Raw genomic sequence first — 19,186 nt, 5'->3', positions numbered from 1 at the left:
CACTGCCTTTCAGAACGTGGGCAGTTGGGGGCGTCGCTTGACGTAACCGCCGGCGTCCACGCGCATCTGCATGCCGGTGACGTACCTGGACTCGTCGGAGACGAGGAAGAGCACGGTGTCGGCGATGTCCTCGGGCTCGACGTAGGGGATGCCGAAACCGGTCGTCGCGGGGAAGGACGGCATGGCGTCCTCACGGGTCGGGTGGTCTAGGTCCGGCCGGAACGTCCGGTACATGACGTCGCTGTTGAGCATGTCGGTGTTGACGTTCGTGGGGTGCAGCGCGTTCACCCGGATCCGCCGGGAGGTGAGGACGGTCGCCAGGTCGTGGACGAACGCGGCCACTTGGCGCTTGGCGAACGAGTAGCCCAGCCCCCCGGGCCCGTTGGCGGGGTTGTCCGTCGTCGCCGGGATGAGTCCGGCGATGGACCCGGTCGCGACGATCGAGGCACCGTCGGGCAGATGGGGGAACGCGGCGTCGACGGCGTGCACGACGCCGTTGAAGTCGACGGTGACGGCGTCCAGGAAGGCCTGGGCGCTTTTACCCGGCCCGATCGGGCAGATACCGGCCTGGGCGACCACGGCGTCGAGCCGTCCGAGCTCCGAAACCCCCTCGGTCACCGCCGCCTTGAGCGCCGCCGCGTCGCGTACGTCGGCCTTGCGGGCGACGATCCGGCGCCCGAGCTTCTCGACCTGGCGCACGGTCTCGTCGAGGTCGTCCGCGGTGGCCAGCGGGTATCCGTTGGTGGCGATGTCCTCGCAGAGGTCGACGGCGATGATGTCGGCGCCCTCCGCGGCGAGCCGCACCGCCTGGGCCCGGCCCTGGCCGCGTGCGGCCCCGGTGATGAAGACGACCTTGTCCTGCACTCGGCCCATGGGGCCTCCGTCCGCTGGATAAAGAGTGGCCCTAATGTTGATTGACGCTCGGCTGACTGCCCATGATCCGGCAGAAACCGCGGAAATCGATGAGCTGCTTCCGGTGAGTGGGACACGATCAGTGCACACAATCCACTGATGTTGGAGAGTCTCCGAGACCGAGGGAGCGCAAGGATGCCGTTGCAGCCATGGATGAAGTTGCTGTCGACAGACGACCATCTGATCGAGCCCCCACGACTGTGGTCGGACCGCCTGCCGGCGAAGTTCCGGGAGGCGGGACCACGCATCGTGGAGCAACCACGGGGAGAGGGTGAGGCGCCCGCAGAGGTATGGACGTACGAGGATCGGATCTACCGCTACATCGGACTCAACGCCGTCGCGGGCAAGAAGCCCGAGGAGTTCGGCCTCGAACCGACGCGCTACGACGAGATGATCCCGGGCTGCTACGACCCCAAGGCCCGGATACGTGACATGGACCTGGACGGGGTCTGGGGAGCGTTGTCCTTCCCGTCCTTCCCGGGGTTCTCGGGCCACGTCTTCATGGAGGGCAGTGACCGGGAACTCGCGCTGCTGTGCGTCCAGGCGTGGAACGACTTCGTGCTGGACGAGTGGTGTGCCACCGCGCCGGGCCGGCTCATCCCGCTGGTGATCCTTCCGCTGTGGGACGTCGAGGCGTGTGTCGCCGAGATCCACCGTACCGCCGCCAAGGGCGCCAAGGCGATCTCCTTCCCGGAGAATCCGGCCCCGCGCGGCCTGCCCTCCTTCCACACCGACCACTGGGACCCGGTCTTCTCGGCGGCCGAGGAGACCGACCTGCCCCTGTGCCTGCACTTCGGCACCTCGGGCAAGCCACCGAAGACGGCGGAGGACGCCCCGTTCGCCGTGACGATCGCCCTGTTCGGCTGCAACGCCATGTTCGCCACCGCTGACCTGCTCTTCTCCTCGGTGCTGCACAAGCACCCCAAGCTGAAGATCGGGCTGTCCGAGGGCGGCATCGGCTGGATCCCGTACCTGCTGGAACGGATCGACGGCACCTGGGAGCGGCATCGCTTCTACCAGAACGTCAACCAGAGCGTGCGGCCCTCGGAGCTGTTCCACAAACACTTCCACGGCTGCTTCATCGACGACCGGTTCGGCGTGGAGGTACGACACCACGTGGGCGTCGACAAGATCACCTGGGAGTGCGACTACCCGCACTCCGACTCCTACTGGCCCAAGAGCCGCGCGTACGCGGCGGAGGTCCTCGCCGACGTACCGGACGACGAGGTCCACAAGATCGTGGAGCTCAACACCCGCCGTCTCTACAACCTCCCGGCATGAGCAGGCGACCGGAGGCCGAGCGGTCCGACTGGACCGACCTGGACCTGCTGACCCGTCAAGAGGCCTACGGCAGGCTCCAGGAGGAGATCACCGAGACCGGGACACGCCTGGCCGAACTCGGCGACTCCGACGAGGCCGAGCGCGGACTCCTCGAGGCACGGCTGCGCGCCCTGCGCGAGGCGGCCGGGGACCTGACCGACAACGCGACGACCGAGGTGGTCATGGGACGTGTGCAGGGCAAGGTCGCGCTCATCACCGGAGCGGCCCGGGGCCAGGGCCGCTCCCACGCCGTGCGGCTGGCGGAGGAGGGCGCGGACGTCGTCGTCACCGATGTCTGCCACGACATCAGCGACGCGCTGCCCTATCCGCTGGCGTCCAAGGAAGAGCTGGACGAGACCGTCGAGTTGGTCAGGGCCACCGGGCGGCGGTGCGTCGCCGTCCAGGCCGACGTCCGATCGGTCACCGAGGTGCGGGCAGCCGTCGACGCCGCGCGGGCGGAGTTCGGACGGCTCGACATCGTGGTGGCCAACGCCGGTGTCATGAGCTCCGGGTCCGCCTGGGAGTTGAGCGAGGAGGCCTGGGACGTCGTCGTGGACGTCAACCTCAAGGGCGCCTGGAACACCGCCCGTGCCGCGATCCCCTGGCTGATCGAGGCCGGGGCGGGCGGTTCGATCATCATGATCAGTTCCGCCGCCGGCATCCGCGGGCATGTGCCGTACGCCCACTATGTGGCGAGCAAGCACGGTGTGGTCGGGCTGATGAAGGCCCTCTCCAACGAACTCGCCCCACACCGTATCCGGGTGAACACCGTCCACCCCACCGGAGTCAGCGACACCGGCATCAGCGTCGGTGTGCCGGTCGAGGAACTCGCCGCGCGGGAACCGCTGTTCGCCCTCGCGGCGATGAACCCGCTTGCCCCGTACGTCGAACCGCGCGACGTCTCAAACGCCGTCCTGTTCCTGGCCTCGGACGAGGGGCGGTACGTCACGGGTCTGCAGTTCACCGTGGACGCGGGATCGACGAACAAGCCGTAGGCATGGGAGGGAAGATGGGCACACCGACGATCGGATTCCTCGGCGTCGGTCAGATCGGTGAGCCGATGGTGGAGCGGCTGCTCGCGGCCGGTCACCGGGTCCGGCTCTACGCACGCCGTCCGGAGGTCGCCGACCGGCTCTCGGCCGCGGGCGCGCAACCCGTGGAGAAGGCGGCCGACGTCGGCGCCTGCGATGTCGTCGTCAGCTGTCTGTTCAGCGACGCGCAGATCCTCGACGTGCTGCCCGGGGTCGTCCGGGCCATGGCGCCGCACACGGTGCTCGTGTCGCACACCACTGGCCGGCCGGGGACGCTCGACCGCCTGGCCGCGTCCGCACCCGGTGGCAACGCCGCGATCGTGGACGCGGCGTTCAGCGGAACGGCCGACGCGGTGCGCGCCGGCCGTCTGGTGGTCTACCTGGGCGGTGAGCCCGGGCATGTCGCCACGGCTCGCCAAGTGGTCGGCGCCTACGCCGATCCCGTGATCAGCACGGGCGGTCGAGGGTCCGCACTGCGCGTGAAACTGCTCAACAACCTGCTGTTCGCCGCTATCTCACAACTGACGCTGGGCGGTCTGGAGGCGGGGAGGGCACTCGGCATCGAGGAAAGTGCCCTGCTGGAAGCCCTCGTGGTCAGCAGCGGCGGCTCGACCGCGGGCCGTTACATCGCCGCGCGCGGCGGGGCAGAGCCGTTCACCGCCACTGTCACGCCGTACCTGCGCAAGGACCTGAAAGCCTGCGGCGACGTCGCGGCCGAAGCCGGCGTCGACCTGTCGACGCTGCTGGCGGCGGTCCACGGCGGGCCGATGCGTCTCGGTGACGAGACGACCCGGAGAACATCGAGAACGGAGCTGTTCGATGAAGATCACCATTGACACGACGGCGTGCTCCGGGCACGCGCGCTGCGCGGCGGCTGCCCCGGGGCTGTACCGGCTCGACGACGACGGTTACGCCATGCCCGTCGAGGGCGAGGTCCCCGAAGAACTGGAGCAGGCTGCCCGCGACGGTGAACGAGCCTGCCCGGAGCGAGCCATCACGCAGCACTGACCGACTCGCGGACCGACGGCGACGGCCACCGGCCGGGGCGGACCGGTGGCCGACGGTTCAGCCCGCCGGCTGGGGCGGCGGTGTGAAGTTGTGGCCCCAGAAGGCGCCGTCGGTGATCTCGTAGACCGGCACGGGCTCGGGGACCTGCAGGCCGTTCCAGCCGAACTCGACGGCGTAGTTCTCCGGCGACCACACGTAGAAGGACACCATGTGGTCGTTGGTGTGCTTGCCGAGCGAGTGCATCATCGGGACCTCGTACTTCGCCGCCCGGTCGAGGGCGCGCCCGACGTCGTCCAGCGTCTCTCCCTCGACCATGAAGTGCAGCAGACGCCCCGGACCGGGCATCGGCGTGATGCCGAGGGTGTGGTGGCGGGGGTTGCAGCCCATGAACCAGGTCGTACTGCCGTCCGGTGACCGCATCGTGTTGCGCTCGATGAAGCCGAGGACGTTCACATAGAAGTCGAACGTTGCCCGGGCGTCCTCGGCGGAGACGATGGCGTGGCCCATGCCCATGTCGCCCGTGACGAACTTCGACACCAATGGCGTGCTCACGGGCACATGGTCGAGGATGGGGCCGTAGAACAGCTCGACCGGGTTGCCGCCCGGGTCGCTGAAGCGGACGAAGCCGGTGACCCGGCGCTCCTGGGCCTCCGCCTCGGTCCCGGCGGACACCTTGATCCCGGCCTTCTCGACATCCGCGACCAGGCCCGCGAGCTCCCGCTCGTCGAGGACTTCGAAGCCCAGCGCCGTCATCCGGTCCTGGGCGCCCGGGGAGACCGCGATGCGGGGCGGGTAGCCGTCGAGCCGGAAGTACAGCGACTCGGCTGACCCGCCCTCGACAGGCATCAGTCCGAGGAAGTCACCGCCGAAGAGCTTCCATTTGTCGATGTCAGTGGATTCCAGCCGCAGATATCCGAGCGAGCGAACGCCCATCCGACTCTCCAATCACGGTGGTCAAGTGAAGGTCGGCGCGGGCCCCCGAGTCCCGCGCCTGTGGCGACGGTAGGCAGCCGGCCTCGGCCGACGCCCGGTCCCGTCCCACTGATCGGGAGCCGACGGAACGCCGACGGGTCGGAGCACGGAACCCTGGCTGTCACCTGTCGACCGGAGGGCACCGCCATGACACTCACCCACCAGGACACCCTGCGTGAACTCGGCACCGACGAGGGCACACTGCGCTACCACGAGGCGGGCGACGGACCGCCGTTGCTGCTGCTGCACGGCTCGGGACCGGGCGTGACCGGCTGGCGCAACTACCGCGGCAACCTCCCCGTGCTCGCCCGGCACTTCCGCTGCCTCGCCCTCGAGTTCCCCGGCTTCGGAGTGAGCGACCCGACCGCCGAGAACCCGATGACGGCCGCCCCCAAGGCGGTGCTGCGCTTCCTCGACGGCCTCGGGCTCGACCGCGTCGACGTCGTGGGCAACTCCATGGGCGGTTTCGTCGCGGCGGGCCTCGCCGTCGCACGCAAGGACCTCTTCCGCCGGATCGTGACCATCGGCGGCGTGGGCCGCAACATCCTCTCGCCGGCGCCCAGCGAGGGTCTGAACCTCCTCGTGGAGTTCGCCGAGAACCCGACCCGCCAGGCGCTCGTCCAGTGGCTGAGGTCGATGGTCCACGCCCCGGAGCTCCTCACCGAGGAGCTGATCGAGGAGCGTTGGCAGAGTGCCACCGAGGCGTCCACCCTCGACGCGTCCCGCAGGATCTACGGCCGCGCCGCGATGGCGGCTGCCCTGGCCGCGCAGGCGCACTCCGACCAGCCGATCTGGGCCGCTCTCCACAAGATCACCGCACCCACGCTGCTAACGTGGGGACGGGACGACCGGGTCACACCTCTGGAGAACGCACTACTGCCGATGCGCACGATTCCGAAGGCCGAGCTGCACGTGCTGCCGGACTGCGGGCACTGGGCGATGATCGAGCAGAAGGCGGCCTGGGAGAGCGCGGTGCTGGCGTTCCTGACCCGCCCGGAGGCCTCCTGAGCGGCTGCGGGAGTATCCGACGACATGGGGGACGGTGTGCCGAGGACCGCTGAGCCGCGGCAGCCCGCCGCTCCGGTGTCGCGAAAACAGCTCGCCCGCAGGGTGGCCATCCTCCGTGCCGCCAGCGAACTCGGCGCGCGTGACGGGCTCGCCGGCGTGCAGATGCTGGACGTGGCCAAAGAGGCGGGCGTCGCGATCGCCACGCTGTACCGCTACTTCCCGTCCAAGACCCATCTGTTCACCGCGGTCCTCGAGTGGCACATCGAGATGTTCCTGGAGGGCCACCGCGAAGGCGCCGCCCACGGGCCGGCGGCCGACGGCGTGACCGAAGTCGCGGAGACCCTCATCGCGCTCACCGCGAAGCTGCTGGACAGCCCGTTGCTCGCCTCGGCCGTGGCGCTGTCCTCCTTCACCGAGTACGCGAGCGCGGTTCCGTCCCGCTACGACATCGCGGGGAGCTGCCTCGGGCAGACGGTCCTGCGGCTGCTCGGCGTCCGCGAGACCCGGGACGAGGACCGCAGCACGGTGCGGCTGCTCATCTACAGCTGGTGGGGCCTGTTCGTGGCGGCACAGACCGAGGAGATCTCCGCCCAGCAGCTGGAGGCGGACCTGCGCCTGGCCACGCGGCTGATCCTCGCGCCGTACAGCGACCGGAGCGCGTGACCCGCCCGTCGAGGACACTCGCGGGGCCTCCCGAAGTACCGGGAGGCCCCGCGAGTGGTCATGTGCGGTCCGGCCGGGTCACGAAGCAGGCGCCGCGACCGCCGGATCCCGATCCCCGGTGAGGTCGAGGGCGATGTCCACGATCATGTCCTCCTGTCCGCCGACCAGTCCGCGCCTGCCGACCTCCAGCAGGATGCCGCGCGCGTCGAGGCCGTACCGGTGGGCCGCCGCCTCGGCGTGGCGCAGGAAGCTGGAATAGGCGCCCGCGTAGCCCAGGGTGAGGGTCTCCCGGTCGACCCGTACCGGCCGGTCCTGGAGTGGGCGGACCAGGTCGTCGGCGGCGTCCTGCAGCGTGAACAGGTCGCAGCCGTGCTCCCAGCCGTTCAGGGTCGCCACAGCGATGAACGGCTCGATCGGGCAGTTGCCCGCCCCCGCACCCTGTCCGGCCAGCGAGGCGTCCACACGCGTGACGCCTTCCTCCACGGCGACCACGGAGTTCGCCACCGAGAGGGAGAGGTTCTCGTGCGCGTGTATACCGATCTGTGTCGCCGGGTCGAGGACGTCCCGGTAGGCGCGGACGCGGTCACGGACCCCGTCCATGGTGAGCCGGCCGCCCGAGTCGGTGACGTACACGCAGTGCGCGCCGTAGGACTCCATCAGCCGCGCCTGCGCGGCAAGTTCACCGGCGGGTGCCATGTGACTCATCATCAGGAAGCCGGAGACGTCCATGCCGAGTTCGCGGGCGGTGGCGATGTGCTGGGCCGAGACGTCCGCCTCGGTGCAGTGGGTGGCGATGCGCACCGACCGCACCCCGAGCGCGTAGGCGTGCTTGAGCTCGGCGATGGTGCCGATCCCGGGCAGGAGCAGGGACGTCAGGACCGCCCGGTCGACGGCCCCGGCGGCAGCTTCGATCCACTCCCAGTCGGTGTGGCTGCCAGGACCGTAGTTGAGGCTGCCGCCGGTCAGGCCGTCGCCGTGGGCGACCTCGATGGCGTCCACGCCGGCCTGATCCAGCGCCGCCGCGATCCGGGCCACGTCCTCGGGTGTGATCCGGTGCCGGATGGCGTGCATGCCGTCCCGCAGCGTCACGTCCTGCACGTACAGCTCGGTCATCGGGAGGTCACCTCGGCATCGGTGGAGACGCGCTGGGCCACGCGCTCGGCGACCCGAAGGGCGGCCGAGGTCATGATGTCCAGGTTTCCGGCGTAGGCGGGCAGGTAGTGCGCGGCGCCCTCCACCTCCAGGAACACGGAGACCTTCGTGGTCACCGGGGAAGCGTCCTTCGTCAGCAGTGTGTGGACCGGCTCGTCGGGGGCGATCGGCGTGAACTGGACCTGTTGTTTGAGCCGGTAGCCGGGTACGTACTCGGCGACGGCGGCGACCATCTCCTCGACGGACGCACGGACGGCGTCCTGGTCCGCGTCGCCGATCAGGCAGAGCACGGTGTCCCGCATGATGAGCGGCGGCTCGGCCGGGTTGAGGACGATGATCGCTTTGCCGCGCCGCGCGCCGCCGACCTGTTCGATCGCCGCGGCGGTGGTCTCGGTGAACTCGTCGATGTTCGCTCGTGTTCCGGGTCCCGCCGACTTCGAGGCGATGGAGGCGACGATCTCGGCGTAGGGCACCGGCGTGATCCGGCTGACCGCGTGGACGATCGGGATGGTCGCCTGGCCGCCGCAGGTGACCAGGTTCAGGTTGTCGACAGCGTTGTCCAGATGTTCGTCGAGATTCACCGGCGGCACGACGTACGGACCGATGGCCGCCGGGGTGAGGTCCACCAGACGCTTGCCGTACGGTGCGAGCCGCTTGGCGTTCTCGACGTGCGCCTTCGCGGAGGTGGCGTCGAAGACGATGTCGATGTCGCTGAAGCCCTCCATCCGGATCAGACCGTCCACACCCTCGTGGGTGGTGGGCACCTTCAACCGTGCGGCGCGCGCCAGCCCGTCCGAGTCCGGATCGATGCCCACCATCGCGGCCATCTCCAGCGTGTCGGAGAGCCGCAGTATCTTGATCATCAGGTCGGTCCCGATGTTGCCGGAACCGATCACGGCCACTTTGGTCTTCGTCATCCTTGGTCCTCAGGTGTCTGGGGTGAGAACGTCGCGGTGACCGAACCGAGGCTCGAGATGTCCGCCCGTACGGTGACTCCGGGCGGCGTCGGGACCAGCGGACCCAGGGCGCCGGAGAGCACGACCTGGCCGGCGCGCAACGGGTCGCCGAACTCGCGCGCGGTCCGCGCCAGCCACAGCAGCGCCGCGAGCGGGTCGCCCAGGCAGGCCGCGCCGTCGCCCTCGGACGCCAGCACGCCGTCGGCGTACAGACGCATCGTCACGTCCCGGGGAGTGAACTCCCCCAACGTGACCCGTTCCCGGCCGAGTACGAACATGCCGCTGGAGGCGTTGTCGGCGACGGTGTCCGTGATCGCGATGTCCCAGTCGGCCACCCTGCTGTCCACGATCTCCAGCGCGGCCACCGCGTAGCCGACCGCCGTCCTGATCCGCTCGATGTCGAGATCGTCGGCGTCCAGATCCGAGGCGAGGACGAACGCGATCTCCGCCTCGGCCCGGGGCTGAAGGAGCCGCTCGCTGGGCACGGCCGGCAGTCCGGTGACGTCCATGTCGTCGAAGAGCACGCCGAAATCGGGTTGGTCGACCCCGACCTGGCGTTGGACGGACGCCGATGTCAGACCGATCTTGCGACCCACGACCCGTGCTCCGCGCGCGAGTCGGCCGTCGGTCAGCCGTTGCTGGACGGCGTAGGCAAGGCCTATGTCGGTCGGGCCGAGCAGGGCGCGGACAGGTGCGCAGGGCCGCCGGTCACGCGCCGCCCGGGCGAGTTGTTCCGCCGCGTCGGCCACGACTGCCTCGCGGTTCGCGACGGCCATCTGTTTCCCCACGTCTGTCATCCGGATCCTCACCTCGTGGTCGCCCCAAGCGTGGGCGCCCGTGCGGGATCACAGCCATACGGCGTTCCGCTCACCGGGACTCGCGAGCGAGGGCACCGCGGCGCCGGGTCTCGCTGAGCGAGATGGCGCGGCGGGCGCCGGAGTACCGGTCGTTACCGTCGTCGGCGCCGTCGCGCCGGTGAAGCCCCGGACGCCGGAACACACGAGGAGGTCAATGATGACCAACAGCGAGGACACCTACGACGTCATCGTCATCGGGTCGGGCGGAGGCCTGGTCGGTGCCTACGTGGCGGCATCGCGCGGTCTGCGCACGCTCGTCGTCGAGAAGACCGACGTGGTGGGAGGCACCGTCGCCTACTCGGGAGCGGGCCTGTGGTTTCCGGGCTCCGCACCGCTGCGCAGGGCGGGCGTCGAGGACGACGCCGAGAACGCGAGGACCTATCTGCGGGACGTCGTCGCCGACGGTTCCCGGGAGCGGCTCCAGGACGCGTACCTGCGGGCCGGTGCCGAGCTGATCGACGAACTCGAACAGAACCCCTGGTTCCAATCCTTCGTGCACGGACCCGTCCCGGACTACTACTCGTGGCGTCCCGGCGGGACACCGGCCGGCCGGACCGTCTTCCCGCCGGCGCTTCCCGTCGCAGAGCTGGGGGAACTCTTCGACCTCGTCCGCCGCTCCCTCCCCACCGAGCGGTGGGGCTTCGACGAGGGCCCTGTGGTCAGCGGGGGCCGGGCGCTGATCGGCCGGGCGCTTGCGGCGTTCCTGGAGACCGGCAACGGCACCCTCCGGCTCAACACCGCGCTGGAGAACCTGGTCGTCGAGGACGGCAGGGTCGTGGGTGTGGAGGCCGTCAGCGGGGGTGAACGCGTCCGGTTCCGCGCCGGCCGTGGAGTGCTCCTCGCGGCCGGCGGATTCGAGCGTGACCGCGAACTTCGCGAGCGGTACCAGCAGGTCCCCCTCACCGGGGAGTGGTCCAACGGCGCACCCGCGAACACCGGCGACGCACTACGGGCGGGGATCGCGGTCGGCGCGGACACGGATCTGCTGGACGAGGCCTGGTTCGTCCCGGGGCTCGTCCAGCCGGACGGCCTGCCGGTCTTCCACACAGGTACGCGCGGCGGGATCTGGGTCAACGGCGCGGGCGAACGCTTCGTCAACGAGACCCGCCCCTACGACCAGGCCGGGCACGAGATCGTCCGGCTGCACGCGACCACGGGGGTCCGCCACATTCCCTGCCACTGGGTGTTCGACCAGCGCCAGCTCGACCGGGACAGCATCGGCGGCCCGCCCGACCAGCCGTTGCCCGAGGAGTGGCTGAAGTCGGGCGCGCTGAAGAAGGCCGACACGCTCGAGGAGTTGGCACGGCTGATCGACGTACCGTTCGATGCCCTGGACCGGACCGTCAAGGAGTTCAACGGATACGCGCCCACCGGGACCGACGAGAGGTTCCATCGCGGAGAATCCCCGTGGGACCGGATGTTCCACCACATCGTCCCCTTCCCGGCCGACCCGCGGCAGAACTTCGCGGCGCGGTCCGTGCCCGGCTACCCGAACCCGTTGCTGCTGCCCATCGACACCCCGCCGTTCTACGCCGCGACCATCGTTCCGTCGGACATCGGCACCAAGGGAGGACTGAGGATCGACGAGCACGCGAGGGTGCTGCGGCCGGACGGGCGGCCGATCGAGGGTCTGTACGCGACCGGCAACACCGCCGCCCCGATGTCGGGGCGTGTGTACCCCGGCGCGGGAACCCCGATCGGGTCGAGCCTCGCGTTCGGATACCTCGCGGTGCTCGACATCGTGAACGCGACCGACTGACCGTACGAATCCGATCGTGCACACCTCTTGGTCCGCGAGCAGTGGCGTTGGTACTTTGGCGCCGGCGTCAAACTGAAATGTATTTCAGTTTTAGCAGAGAGGCACCGACGATGACGTCTGCCCTTCGCCTTGACTCGCGATCCGAGACCGATGCTCACGTGCTGCCCCCGTCGATGATGGAGCGCGTGACGCTGATCATGGACCTCTTCGAGCGTCCACAGACCCGCCTGACACTCGAGACGGTCTCCCGCCGGACCGGGCTGCCCCGTTCGACCACCCATCGGATACTCGACCAGTTGGTCCGGCTGGACTGGCTCCGGCACAGCGCGTCCGGGTACCTGCTCGGGCCACGCGCGCTCGGCCTCGGCGGACGGGAGATCGGGCACAGCACACTGCGCGCCGCCGCGGCACCCCACCTCCTCGAACTGGCCGTTCGCACCAAGATGGTCGTGCATCTCGCGGTGCTCGACGGGCCCGAGATCTACTACCTCGACAAGGCGGGCGGCCGGGCGGCGGTGGACATACCGTCGCGGGTCGGCGGCCGGGCGGTCGCCCACTGCACGGGGCTCGGCAAGGCGATGCTCGCCTGGCTGAGCCCCGAGGAGATCGACGCACGGTACGCCCAGGTGATCGGGCGGCGTACCCCGCACAGCATCGGTCACCTCGACGCCCTGCACCGCGAACTCGGCTCCGTACGCCGGCGCGACGGGCTCGCCATCGACCGCGGGGAGTGCTTTCCGGACATCGCGTGCGTCGGCCTCGCGATCCGCGGTCCGGACGGGCCGGTCGCGGCGATCTCGGCCGTGGGCGACGGGAGTTCCCCGGTGGAACGAATCGCGCCGCTGGTCGTCAACGCCGTGCGGGCCGTGACCGAGGAACTCTTCGACAGCACACAGCCGTACCTCCGCGAGGCACCTGACGAGGTCCGGCATGTGCCGCGTCACGGCGGAACGGTCCCGGCGGGTGGAGCACAGCAGGCGTGACAGCGTGCGCTGCCCCCGTTGGCCTGGGGCCCAGGTGAAGTCGAGCGCCGGCGTCCCTGGCCGACGACAAGGGCGGCGGGAGGTCGCCCTCCACGCCGCCCGGCGCCCCGGTCACAGCCTCCGCGAAGGGAAGGCCGGGACGCGTTCCCTCACCTGGCGGTCCAGCCTCCGTCCACGGTCAGTGTGGTCCCGGTGACGAACCGGGAGGCGTCCGAGGCGAGGAACACCGCCGCGCCGCCGAGTTCCTCGGCACTGCCCACCCGGCCCAGGGGAGTCCCACGTACGATCCGTTCACCCCAGCGGCTGTCCAGGAGCCCGGAGCTGAGGTCGGTGTGGAAGTAGCCGGGCGCGAGGGAGTTGACGCGCACCCCGCGGTCGGCCCACTCCACGGCCAGCGCCCGGGTGAGGGCCTCGACGCCGCCCTTGCTGGCGGCGTAGGCGGCGATCCGCTCGAAGCCGGTGGTGGCGTGCACGGACGAGACATTGACGATAGATCCCGAGCCCTGCTCCAGCATCACCTTGCCCGCTTCGCGGCAACAGTAGAAGGTGCCTTGCAGATTGACGTCGAGCACCTGCTGCCAGCCCTGGTCGGTGACCTTCTCGCTGCGGGTGAAGTGCGGGCTGATCCCGGCGCAGTTGATCAGCGCGTCCAGGCGGCCCGTCCACTCGGTGATCCGTTGGGCCATGTCCCGCACGGCGGCGGAGTCGGCGACGGATCCGGGCATGACCAGCACCTTGCCGCCGTGTCCGGCGAGTTCGGACTCCAGCTGTTCGAGGTCCGACTCGGTGCGGGCCGTCACCGCCACGGTCGCCCCGGCCTGGGACAGGGCGACGGCGATCGCCCGGCCGAGCCCCTTGCCGGCGCCCGTCACCCACGCGGTCCTGCGGTCGAGGCGCAGGTCGCTGGTCACACTGCTCATGGCCGGCCCTCCACGGGAATGTCGCGCAGGGTCCGCTTGAGGACCTTGCCCGAGGGTGTACGGGGCAGTTCGTCCACGAAGTCGAAGCGGGCCGGCACCTTGAACCTGGCCAGGTGCGCACGGCAGAACTCGCGCAACTCCTCCGCCCCGGTATCCGCCTCCGGCCGCAACACCACGAACGCGCGCGGCACTTCGCCCCATCGAGGGTGTGTCAGACCCACCACCGCGGCCTCCAGCACCGCGGGGTGCTCGTACAGGACCCGCTCGACCTCCGGGGTCGCGATGTTCTCGCCGCCCGAGACGATCATGTCCTTCTTGCGGTCGTCGATGTAGAGGAAGCCGTCCTCGTCGACGTGCCCGATGTCCCCGGTGTGGAACCAGCCGTCCTTCAGAGCCGCGGCGGTGGCCTTCTCGTCCCGCCAGTAGCCGGTGAAGACCTTCGGGCCGCGCAGGGTGATCTCCCCGAGTTCGCCGGCCGTCACCTCCTTGCCGGTGTCGTCCACGATCCTGACCCGGGTGTGCGGCACGGGCCGTCCGACGGAACCCAGCTTGCTGAGCGCGTGCTCGCGGTCTAGGAACGTGTCGCCCGAGACCGTCTCGGTCAGCCCGTAGGCGTCGGCGAACCAGGCGTTGGGGAAGGCGTTCGTGATCCGCCGCAGCACCGGCTCGGGGGTCTTCTCCCCACCGCCCAGGATGAAGCGCACCGACGTGGTGTCGTACGCCTCGCGGTCCGGTACCTCCAGCACCGCGTTGACCATCGCAGGCGCCAGCCACACGTTGGTGACGCCGTGGTCCTGGATCGCGTGCAGGGCGCCGACTGCGTCGAACTTGCGTTGCAGGACCACGCTTCCGCCGGCGTAGAGGACCCCGAGGGCGGGCATGTCGAGCCCGCCGACGTGGTAGAGCGGGCCGCAGACCAGCGTGGTGTCCGCTGCCGTCAGACCGAAGTGGACGATGTGGGCCAGATTCTTGGCCTGCACGTTCCCGTGGGTGATGCGCACGCCTTTGGGGCGTGAGGTGGTGCCGGAGGTGTACATCAGCCGCTGGAGGTCGTCCGGTCCGACGTCCACGGGGTCAACGGCCGCGCCGGTGTGCCGGGCTAGCAGATCCTCGTAACCGGTCCACCGGCCTGTGGGGGCGTCACCGACCAGGATCCGGTGCTCCAGGTCGGTCAGACAGCCGGCGCTCCGCTCCAGCGCGGGGACGAACTCCGGGTCGGTGATGATCGCCTTCGCCTGGGCGTGGCCCAGGATGTACTGCCACTCCGCCTCGGAGAGGCGGTAGTTCAGCGGCAGGAAAACCGCGCCGAGGCGGCTCGCCGCGTACATCAGCTCCAGGAATTCCGGCTGGTTGTAGAGCAGCAGTGCAACGACGTCACCTCGCCCGATGCCCAGCCCGGCCAGGCCGGCGGCCAGCCGGTTCACTCGTTCGTGCAGCTCCCGTACGGTCAGGCGCTGCTTTTCCTGGATGACGACCACGGAATCGGGTCGCTGCGCCAGGTGGTAATCGAGGATGCTCGCGAAATTGTGCACGGCAACTCTCTCGGCTCGGCGGTCAGGAGTGTCCCGACCGGTCGGTTGCTCGCTCCCAAGATTTAGTGTACCTCTTGGTCTATAAAACCTGTCCGCACCTTACGACGACGAGTGCCGAGCGACAACCCGTCCGTGAAACGGCGATGTCACTCCTCCGCACACTTCCCGCAGACGAGGAGGGCCTCCGTGCCACGCATCCGCCTCGACACCGACGGACCCGTCGCCACGGTCCGCCTCGACAACCCGCCGATGAACGCCTTCGACGACACGCAGCGCGCCGAACTCGCCGCGTGCGCGCGGGAGCTGGCGGACACCCGTGGTGTACGGGCCGTGGTGCTCTACGGAGGGGAGCGGCTCTTCGCCGCCGGCGCGGACATCAAGGCGCTGGCCGCGATGGGGCCCGAGGAGGTGCGCGGCTGGAACCGCGCGTTGCAGCGGACCTTCGACGAGATCGCCCGGTTCCCCATGCCCGTCGTCGCGGCGATCACCGGATACGCGCTCGGCGGGGGCATGGAACTGGCCCTCGCCGCCGACTACCGGGTCGCGGCGGACGACGCGGTGTTCGGCCAGCCGGAGGTGCAGCTCGGCATCATGCCGGGCTCGGGCGGCACCCAGCGGCTCGCACGGCTGATCGGGCCGTCGCGAGCGAAGAACCTGCTGATGACCGGCCGCCGGGTGAGCGCCGAGGAGGCGCTGCGGCTGGGGCTCGTCGACGAGGTCGTCCGCCCGGAGTCGGTCCTCGACACCGCGCTCGGCTACGCACGCCGGCTCGCCGAGGGACCGCCCGCCGCGCTGGAGGCGATCAAGGAGGCGGTGGACCACGGAGCCGACATCGGCATGTCCGCCGGACTCGCTCTGGAGCGGTCCCTGTTCACGGGCGTCTTCGGCACGGCGCACGCCACTACGGGAATCGACTCCTTCCTGGAGCACGGCCCCGGCCGGGCCCGCTTCGACGACCCGACACCGGACAACTAGGAATGGCTCGTCGGGGTCCGCGGGGGACTGTGCGACCAGACACGGCGTCGCGGCGGCCGAACACGCCGAGCAGGGAAGGCGAACGGAAAAGGGGTGGAGAGCATGAAGGCACTGCGTTGGCACGGCGCTCGGGACCTACGCCTCGAGGAGGTCCCCGATCCTCCCGAGCCAGGACCCTGCGAGGCGGTCGTCGACGTGTCCTGGTGCGGGGTGTGCGGGACCGACCTGCACGAGTTCCTCGAAGGCCCGCACATGATCCGCACCGGTGCACACCCGCTCACCGGCGCCGCCCCGCCGCTCGCCCTCGGCCATGAACTCAGCGGAACCGTGAGCGCGTTGGGTGCGGAGGTGCCCGGCGTCGCGGTCGGTGACCGGGTGACCGCCGACCCCGTGTGGAGCTGCGGTGTCTGCTTCTGGTGCGTGCGCGGTGAGTACCACATCTGCCCCAGGAGCGGCTCGGTGGGCCTCGCCTCGCCCGGCGCCTTCGCCGACCGGGTCACCGTCCCTCTCGCCGGACTGACCCGGCTGCCGGACAACGTCAGCGACGAGATGGCGGCCGTTGCCGAGCCTCTCGCCGTCGGCCTGCACGCGATCACCCGCGGGGGAGTGCGGCCCGGGGACAACGTCCTGGTCGTCGGCGGCGGCCCCATCGGCTTCGCCGTGGTCCTCGCCGCCCGTCTGGCGGGAGCGGCGGGGCTCTATGTCAGCGAGCCGCTCAAGGAACGCCGGGAGAGGCTCCTCGAACTCGGCGTCACCGAGGCCTTCGACCCGCGCGAGACCGACGTGCGCCGCGAGGTGTTCGTACGGACCGGCCGGATCGGACCGGACGTCGTGGTCGACGCGACCGGTGTGCCCGCGCTGGCCGCCGAGGCCGTCGCCACCGTCCGCCGCGGCGGACGGGTCGTCCTCGCGGGCGTCGGTCACGGCAAGGTCGAGTTCGACATGGGCCAGCTCGTCTTCTACGAACGGACTGTCCTCGGCACGCTCGGCTACCACCACGACATCCCCCGGGTGATCGACCTCATGAGCACCGGGCGGCTGGACGCCTCGCCACTGATCACCGGACGTCTCCCGCTCTCGGAAGGAGCCGCGGTCTTCGCGGACCTGGCAACCGACCGGGCCCGCCACCTCAAGGTTCTGCTGACTCCGAAGGGACTGTGACATGGATTTCGATCTGCCGGAGGAGACCCGGGACCTGCAGGACATGGTCCGCGAGTTCGCCGCCAAGGAGATCAGCCCGCACGCGGCCGGGTGGTCGGAGAACGAGCACTTCCCCACGCACATCTTCACCAAGCTCGGCGAGCTCGGCCTGATGGGCATGCTCGTGCCCGAGGAGTACGGGGGAGCGGGCTCCGACACCGTCTCCTACGTCGCGGTCATGGAGGAACTCGGCGCCGCCGACCAGTCGGTGGCCTCCTCCTGGAACGCCCACTCCACCATCGCCACCCTGCCGCTGCTCGCCTATGCCACGGAGGCGCAGAAGCAGCGCTGGCTGGCGCCACTGGCCAGGGGCGAGGCGATAGGTGCCTTCGGCCTCACCGAGCCGGACGCCGGCTCCGACGCCGCCGGCATCGCCACCACCGCGCACCGGGCCGACGGCGGCTGGCTCATCAACGGCACCAAGATGTTCATCACCAACGCGGGGACCGACATCAGCCAGGGCGTCACCCTGCTCGCCGTGACCGGCCGGGGTGAGGACGGCAGCAAGCGGTACGCCACCTTCTACGTCCCGACCGGCACCCCTGGCTACACCTGCGGACCCAAGCTGAAGAAGCTCGGCTGGCACGCGATGGACACCCGGGAACTGGTCTTCGACGACTGCTGGATCCCCGAGGACCACCTGATCGGCGAGGAGGGCAACGGCCTGCGCCAGTTCCTGTCGGTACTCGACAAGGGCCGGATCAGCGTCGCCGCCCTCAGTCTCTCGCTCGCCAAGGCGGCACTGGCGCTGGCGGTCAAACACGCCACGGAACGGCACCAGTTCGGACGCCCGCTGTCGGACTTCCAGGCAGTCGCCCACAAGATCGCCGACATCGGTACCGAGGTGGAGGCCGCCCGCTGGATGGTCTACCGCGCCGCCTGGCTCGCCGATCAGGGCCGCCCGTACGGCATGGAAGCCGCCATGGCCAAGGTGTACGCCTCGGAGGTCGCCAATCGCGCGGCCTCCCAGGCGGTGCAGATCCACGGTGGCTACGGCTACGTGCGCGAGTCGGAGATCTCCCGCTTCTACGCCGACGCGAAGATCCTGGAGATCGGCGAGGGCACCAACGAGATCCAGCGCAACGTCATCGCCAGGGCACTGGTGAAGCGGGCGTGAGCCGGCCATGAGGAACGGCCGGTTCCCGCGGCGCGCCGGAGCACACCGCGGGACCGGATCAGCCGGCCACTGGGGCCGGTTCCCACGCCGCCTCGGGGTCGAGCGGAAGCTCCGGCCGGTCGCGACCGAACGTCGCGGCCCGGTCCTCGACGTCCCTCAGGTCGCTGTCGGAGGCGCCGAATCCGCGGAACAGGGTCGCGCAGTACTCGCGCGACAGGTACGCCGGGTCCCAGCGCCCGCCCGGCTTCACCCACTGGTAGGTGTGGTTGTGCAGGTTGAGGAACTGCAGGGTGGCCAGCCGCGGTTCGGCCAGGCGGAAGCTGCCCTGGTCGGCGGCTTCTGTCAGCAGTCCGGTGATGAGGTGCTCGAAGTCCGCCCGCTGGCCCAGCAGGATCTCCAGCTCCTTGCCACTGAGGCTGCGGTAGTCGTGCTCGTAGACCCAGATGTGGTCGAGCCGGTGGAAGATGATCGTCAGCAGCGACTCGGAGAGCAGCCGCAGCCGCAGCAGCGGGTCGGTGTCGACCGCGGCGATCTGCCGGGCCCGGGCCAGCAGCGGCGCCATCACCCGGGACTGGATCTCGATCAGCAGGTTTTCCTTGGAGCCGATGTAGTAGTACAGCGCTCCCTTCGCGAGCCCCACGGCGCGGCCCAGGTCATTGACGGAGGTCGCCGCGTAGCCCTGAAGGGCGAACAGTTCGGCGGCCGTGTCGATGATCTTCTGGCGGCGGACCTCGAAGTCCGGTCCATGACCAGGCGGTCGTGGCATCGCATCTCTCCCCTGATGGGACGACGTGTCGATCCGACCCAACCCCGGGCTCGCT

The 19,186-nt window shown here is 70.0% G+C and carries 19 protein-coding genes; 11 read left to right on the top strand and 8 right to left on the bottom strand.

What is annotated here, in order from left to right; genetic code table 11:
• Positions 1–9: 9 nt before the first annotated feature.
• Positions 10–873 carry a mycofactocin-coupled SDR family oxidoreductase gene (locus ACIBLC_RS28825; protein ID WP_399214185.1) on the bottom strand — a complete coding sequence of 288 codons (864 nt, stop codon included), beginning with the start codon at positions 871–873 and terminating at the stop codon, positions 10–12.
• Between the two features lie 174 nt (positions 874–1,047).
• Here ACIBLC_RS28825 and ACIBLC_RS28820 point away from each other — a divergent pair, with 174 nt between their 5' ends.
• From ACIBLC_RS28820 to ACIBLC_RS28805, 4 genes are read left to right on the top strand one after another with little or no spacing between them, the layout of a single operon-like run.
• Positions 1,048–2,193 carry an amidohydrolase family protein gene (locus tag ACIBLC_RS28820; RefSeq protein WP_399214184.1) on the top strand — a complete coding sequence of 382 codons (1,146 nt, stop codon included), beginning with the start codon at positions 1,048–1,050 and terminating at the stop codon, positions 2,191–2,193.
• A complete protein-coding gene (locus ACIBLC_RS28815; protein ID WP_399214183.1) occupies positions 2,190–3,227 on the top strand; it encodes a mycofactocin-coupled SDR family oxidoreductase in 1,038 nt (345 codons plus the stop codon). Before ACIBLC_RS28820 ends, ACIBLC_RS28815 begins: the two co-directional genes overlap by 4 nt.
• On the top strand, positions 3,209–4,099 hold the full coding sequence (locus ACIBLC_RS28810; RefSeq protein WP_399214329.1) for an NAD(P)-dependent oxidoreductase: 891 nt from the start codon (positions 3,209–3,211) through the stop codon (positions 4,097–4,099). Before ACIBLC_RS28815 ends, ACIBLC_RS28810 begins: the two co-directional genes overlap by 19 nt.
• Complete coding sequence (locus ACIBLC_RS28805) at positions 4,083–4,271, top strand: ferredoxin (protein WP_399214182.1); 189 nt, start codon at positions 4,083–4,085, stop codon at positions 4,269–4,271. The genes ACIBLC_RS28810 and ACIBLC_RS28805 overlap by 17 nt, the downstream gene beginning before the upstream one ends.
• A gap of 57 nt (positions 4,272–4,328) precedes the next feature.
• On the opposite strand, the gene ACIBLC_RS28800 is transcribed toward ACIBLC_RS28805, so the two are convergent.
• Complete coding sequence (locus tag ACIBLC_RS28800; RefSeq protein WP_399214181.1) at positions 4,329–5,204, bottom strand: VOC family protein; 876 nt, start codon at positions 5,202–5,204, stop codon at positions 4,329–4,331.
• Positions 5,205–5,390: 186 nt separating this feature from the next.
• Between ACIBLC_RS28800 and ACIBLC_RS28795 the strand changes: the two genes are divergently transcribed.
• Both ACIBLC_RS28795 and ACIBLC_RS28790 read left to right on the top strand, forming a co-directional pair.
• Complete coding sequence (locus ACIBLC_RS28795; protein WP_399214180.1) at positions 5,391–6,251, top strand: alpha/beta fold hydrolase; 861 nt, start codon at positions 5,391–5,393, stop codon at positions 6,249–6,251.
• Between the two features lie 36 nt (positions 6,252–6,287).
• On the top strand, positions 6,288–6,914 hold the full coding sequence (locus tag ACIBLC_RS28790) for a TetR family transcriptional regulator (protein ID WP_399214179.1): 627 nt from the start codon (positions 6,288–6,290) through the stop codon (positions 6,912–6,914).
• A gap of 78 nt (positions 6,915–6,992) precedes the next feature.
• Here ACIBLC_RS28790 and dmpG read toward each other — a convergent pair whose 3' ends face one another.
• Genes dmpG through ACIBLC_RS28775 form a run of 3 tightly spaced genes read right to left on the bottom strand, consistent with a single transcriptional unit; the run spans position 6,993 to position 9,819 of the window.
• Complete coding sequence (gene dmpG / locus ACIBLC_RS28785; protein ID WP_399214178.1) at positions 6,993–8,027, bottom strand: 4-hydroxy-2-oxovalerate aldolase; 1,035 nt, start codon at positions 8,025–8,027, stop codon at positions 6,993–6,995.
• Positions 8,024–8,983: an acetaldehyde dehydrogenase (acetylating) gene (locus ACIBLC_RS28780; protein WP_399214177.1), complete on the bottom strand. Its 960-nt coding sequence runs from the start codon at positions 8,981–8,983 to the stop codon at positions 8,024–8,026. Before ACIBLC_RS28780 ends, dmpG begins: the two co-directional genes overlap by 4 nt.
• Positions 8,980–9,819: a 2-keto-4-pentenoate hydratase gene (locus ACIBLC_RS28775; RefSeq protein WP_399214176.1), complete on the bottom strand. Its 840-nt coding sequence runs from the start codon at positions 9,817–9,819 to the stop codon at positions 8,980–8,982. Before ACIBLC_RS28775 ends, ACIBLC_RS28780 begins: the two co-directional genes overlap by 4 nt.
• A 217-nt stretch (positions 9,820–10,036) precedes the next feature.
• On the opposite strand from ACIBLC_RS28775, the gene ACIBLC_RS28770 reads away from it, so the two are divergent.
• Both ACIBLC_RS28770 and ACIBLC_RS28765 read left to right on the top strand, forming a co-directional pair.
• Positions 10,037–11,638, top strand: a complete 1,602-nt coding sequence (locus ACIBLC_RS28770) for an FAD-binding protein (protein WP_399214175.1) — start codon at positions 10,037–10,039, stop codon at positions 11,636–11,638.
• A gap of 176 nt (positions 11,639–11,814) precedes the next feature.
• On the top strand, positions 11,815–12,621 hold the full coding sequence (locus tag ACIBLC_RS28765; RefSeq protein ID WP_399214328.1) for an IclR family transcriptional regulator: 807 nt from the start codon (positions 11,815–11,817) through the stop codon (positions 12,619–12,621).
• A gap of 149 nt (positions 12,622–12,770) precedes the next feature.
• On the opposite strand, the gene ACIBLC_RS28760 is transcribed toward ACIBLC_RS28765, so the two are convergent.
• Both ACIBLC_RS28760 and ACIBLC_RS28755 read right to left on the bottom strand, forming a co-directional pair.
• Complete coding sequence (locus tag ACIBLC_RS28760; protein ID WP_399214174.1) at positions 12,771–13,541, bottom strand: SDR family NAD(P)-dependent oxidoreductase; 771 nt, start codon at positions 13,539–13,541, stop codon at positions 12,771–12,773.
• On the bottom strand, positions 13,538–15,073 hold the full coding sequence (locus tag ACIBLC_RS28755) for a long-chain fatty acid--CoA ligase (protein ID WP_399214173.1): 1,536 nt from the start codon (positions 15,071–15,073) through the stop codon (positions 13,538–13,540). Before ACIBLC_RS28755 ends, ACIBLC_RS28760 begins: the two co-directional genes overlap by 4 nt.
• Positions 15,074–15,259: 186 nt before the next feature.
• Between ACIBLC_RS28755 and ACIBLC_RS28750 the strand changes: the two genes are divergently transcribed.
• From ACIBLC_RS28750 to ACIBLC_RS28740, 3 genes are all read left to right on the top strand, one after another.
• Positions 15,260–16,048 (top strand): enoyl-CoA hydratase/isomerase family protein, encoded by a 789-nt coding sequence (locus tag ACIBLC_RS28750; protein WP_399214172.1) that lies wholly within the window; start codon positions 15,260–15,262, stop codon positions 16,046–16,048.
• A 102-nt stretch (positions 16,049–16,150) separates the two neighbouring features.
• The gene (locus ACIBLC_RS28745) at positions 16,151–17,209 is read left to right on the top strand and encodes a zinc-binding dehydrogenase (RefSeq protein WP_399214171.1); all 1,059 of its coding nucleotides are present in this window, start codon (positions 16,151–16,153) and stop codon (positions 17,207–17,209) included.
• A 1-nt stretch (position 17,210) separates the two neighbouring features.
• Entirely contained in the window at positions 17,211–18,365 is a 1,155-nt protein-coding gene (locus ACIBLC_RS28740) for an acyl-CoA dehydrogenase family protein (protein ID WP_399214170.1), read from the top strand.
• Between the two features lie 58 nt (positions 18,366–18,423).
• Here ACIBLC_RS28740 and ACIBLC_RS28735 read toward each other — a convergent pair whose 3' ends face one another.
• Positions 18,424–19,131: a TetR/AcrR family transcriptional regulator gene (locus ACIBLC_RS28735; RefSeq protein ID WP_399214169.1), complete on the bottom strand. Its 708-nt coding sequence runs from the start codon at positions 19,129–19,131 to the stop codon at positions 18,424–18,426.
• Positions 19,132–19,186 lie beyond the last annotated feature (55 nt).

Origin of the sequence: Streptomyces sp. NPDC050535, assembly GCF_044457665.1 — a bacterium.
GTDB lineage: Bacteria > Actinomycetota > Actinomycetes > Streptomycetales > Streptomycetaceae > Streptomyces.
This window is presented reverse-complemented; position numbering and strand designations above follow the sequence as displayed.

Bases quoted from the DNA above. Each gene is read 5' to 3' on its own strand.
- ACIBLC_RS28740 (WP_399214170.1), top strand. From the start codon at position 17,211: ATGGATTTCGATCTGCCGGAGGAGACCCGGGACCTGCAGGACATGGTC.
- ACIBLC_RS28775 (WP_399214176.1), bottom strand. From the start codon at position 9,819: ATGACAGACGTGGGGAAACAGATGGCCGTCGCGAACCGCGAGGCAGTC.
- ACIBLC_RS28760 (WP_399214174.1), bottom strand. From the start codon at position 13,541: ATGAGCAGTGTGACCAGCGACCTGCGCCTCGACCGCAGGACCGCGTGG.
- ACIBLC_RS28795 (WP_399214180.1), top strand. From the start codon at position 5,391: ATGACACTCACCCACCAGGACACCCTGCGTGAACTCGGCACCGACGAG.
- ACIBLC_RS28820 (WP_399214184.1), top strand. From the start codon at position 1,048: ATGCCGTTGCAGCCATGGATGAAGTTGCTGTCGACAGACGACCATCTG.
- ACIBLC_RS28825 (WP_399214185.1), bottom strand. From the start codon at position 873: ATGGGCCGAGTGCAGGACAAGGTCGTCTTCATCACCGGGGCCGCACGC.
- ACIBLC_RS28805 (WP_399214182.1), top strand. From the start codon at position 4,083: ATGAAGATCACCATTGACACGACGGCGTGCTCCGGGCACGCGCGCTGC.
- ACIBLC_RS28745 (WP_399214171.1), top strand. From the start codon at position 16,151: ATGAAGGCACTGCGTTGGCACGGCGCTCGGGACCTACGCCTCGAGGAG.
- ACIBLC_RS28765 (WP_399214328.1), top strand. From the start codon at position 11,815: ATGGAGCGCGTGACGCTGATCATGGACCTCTTCGAGCGTCCACAGACC.
- dmpG (WP_399214178.1), bottom strand. From the start codon at position 8,027: ATGACCGAGCTGTACGTGCAGGACGTGACGCTGCGGGACGGCATGCAC.
- ACIBLC_RS28735 (WP_399214169.1), bottom strand. From the start codon at position 19,131: ATGCCACGACCGCCTGGTCATGGACCGGACTTCGAGGTCCGCCGCCAG.
- ACIBLC_RS28780 (WP_399214177.1), bottom strand. From the start codon at position 8,983: ATGACGAAGACCAAAGTGGCCGTGATCGGTTCCGGCAACATCGGGACC.
- ACIBLC_RS28770 (WP_399214175.1), top strand. From the start codon at position 10,037: ATGACCAACAGCGAGGACACCTACGACGTCATCGTCATCGGGTCGGGC.
- ACIBLC_RS28815 (WP_399214183.1), top strand. From the start codon at position 2,190: ATGAGCAGGCGACCGGAGGCCGAGCGGTCCGACTGGACCGACCTGGAC.
- ACIBLC_RS28800 (WP_399214181.1), bottom strand. From the start codon at position 5,204: ATGGGCGTTCGCTCGCTCGGATATCTGCGGCTGGAATCCACTGACATC.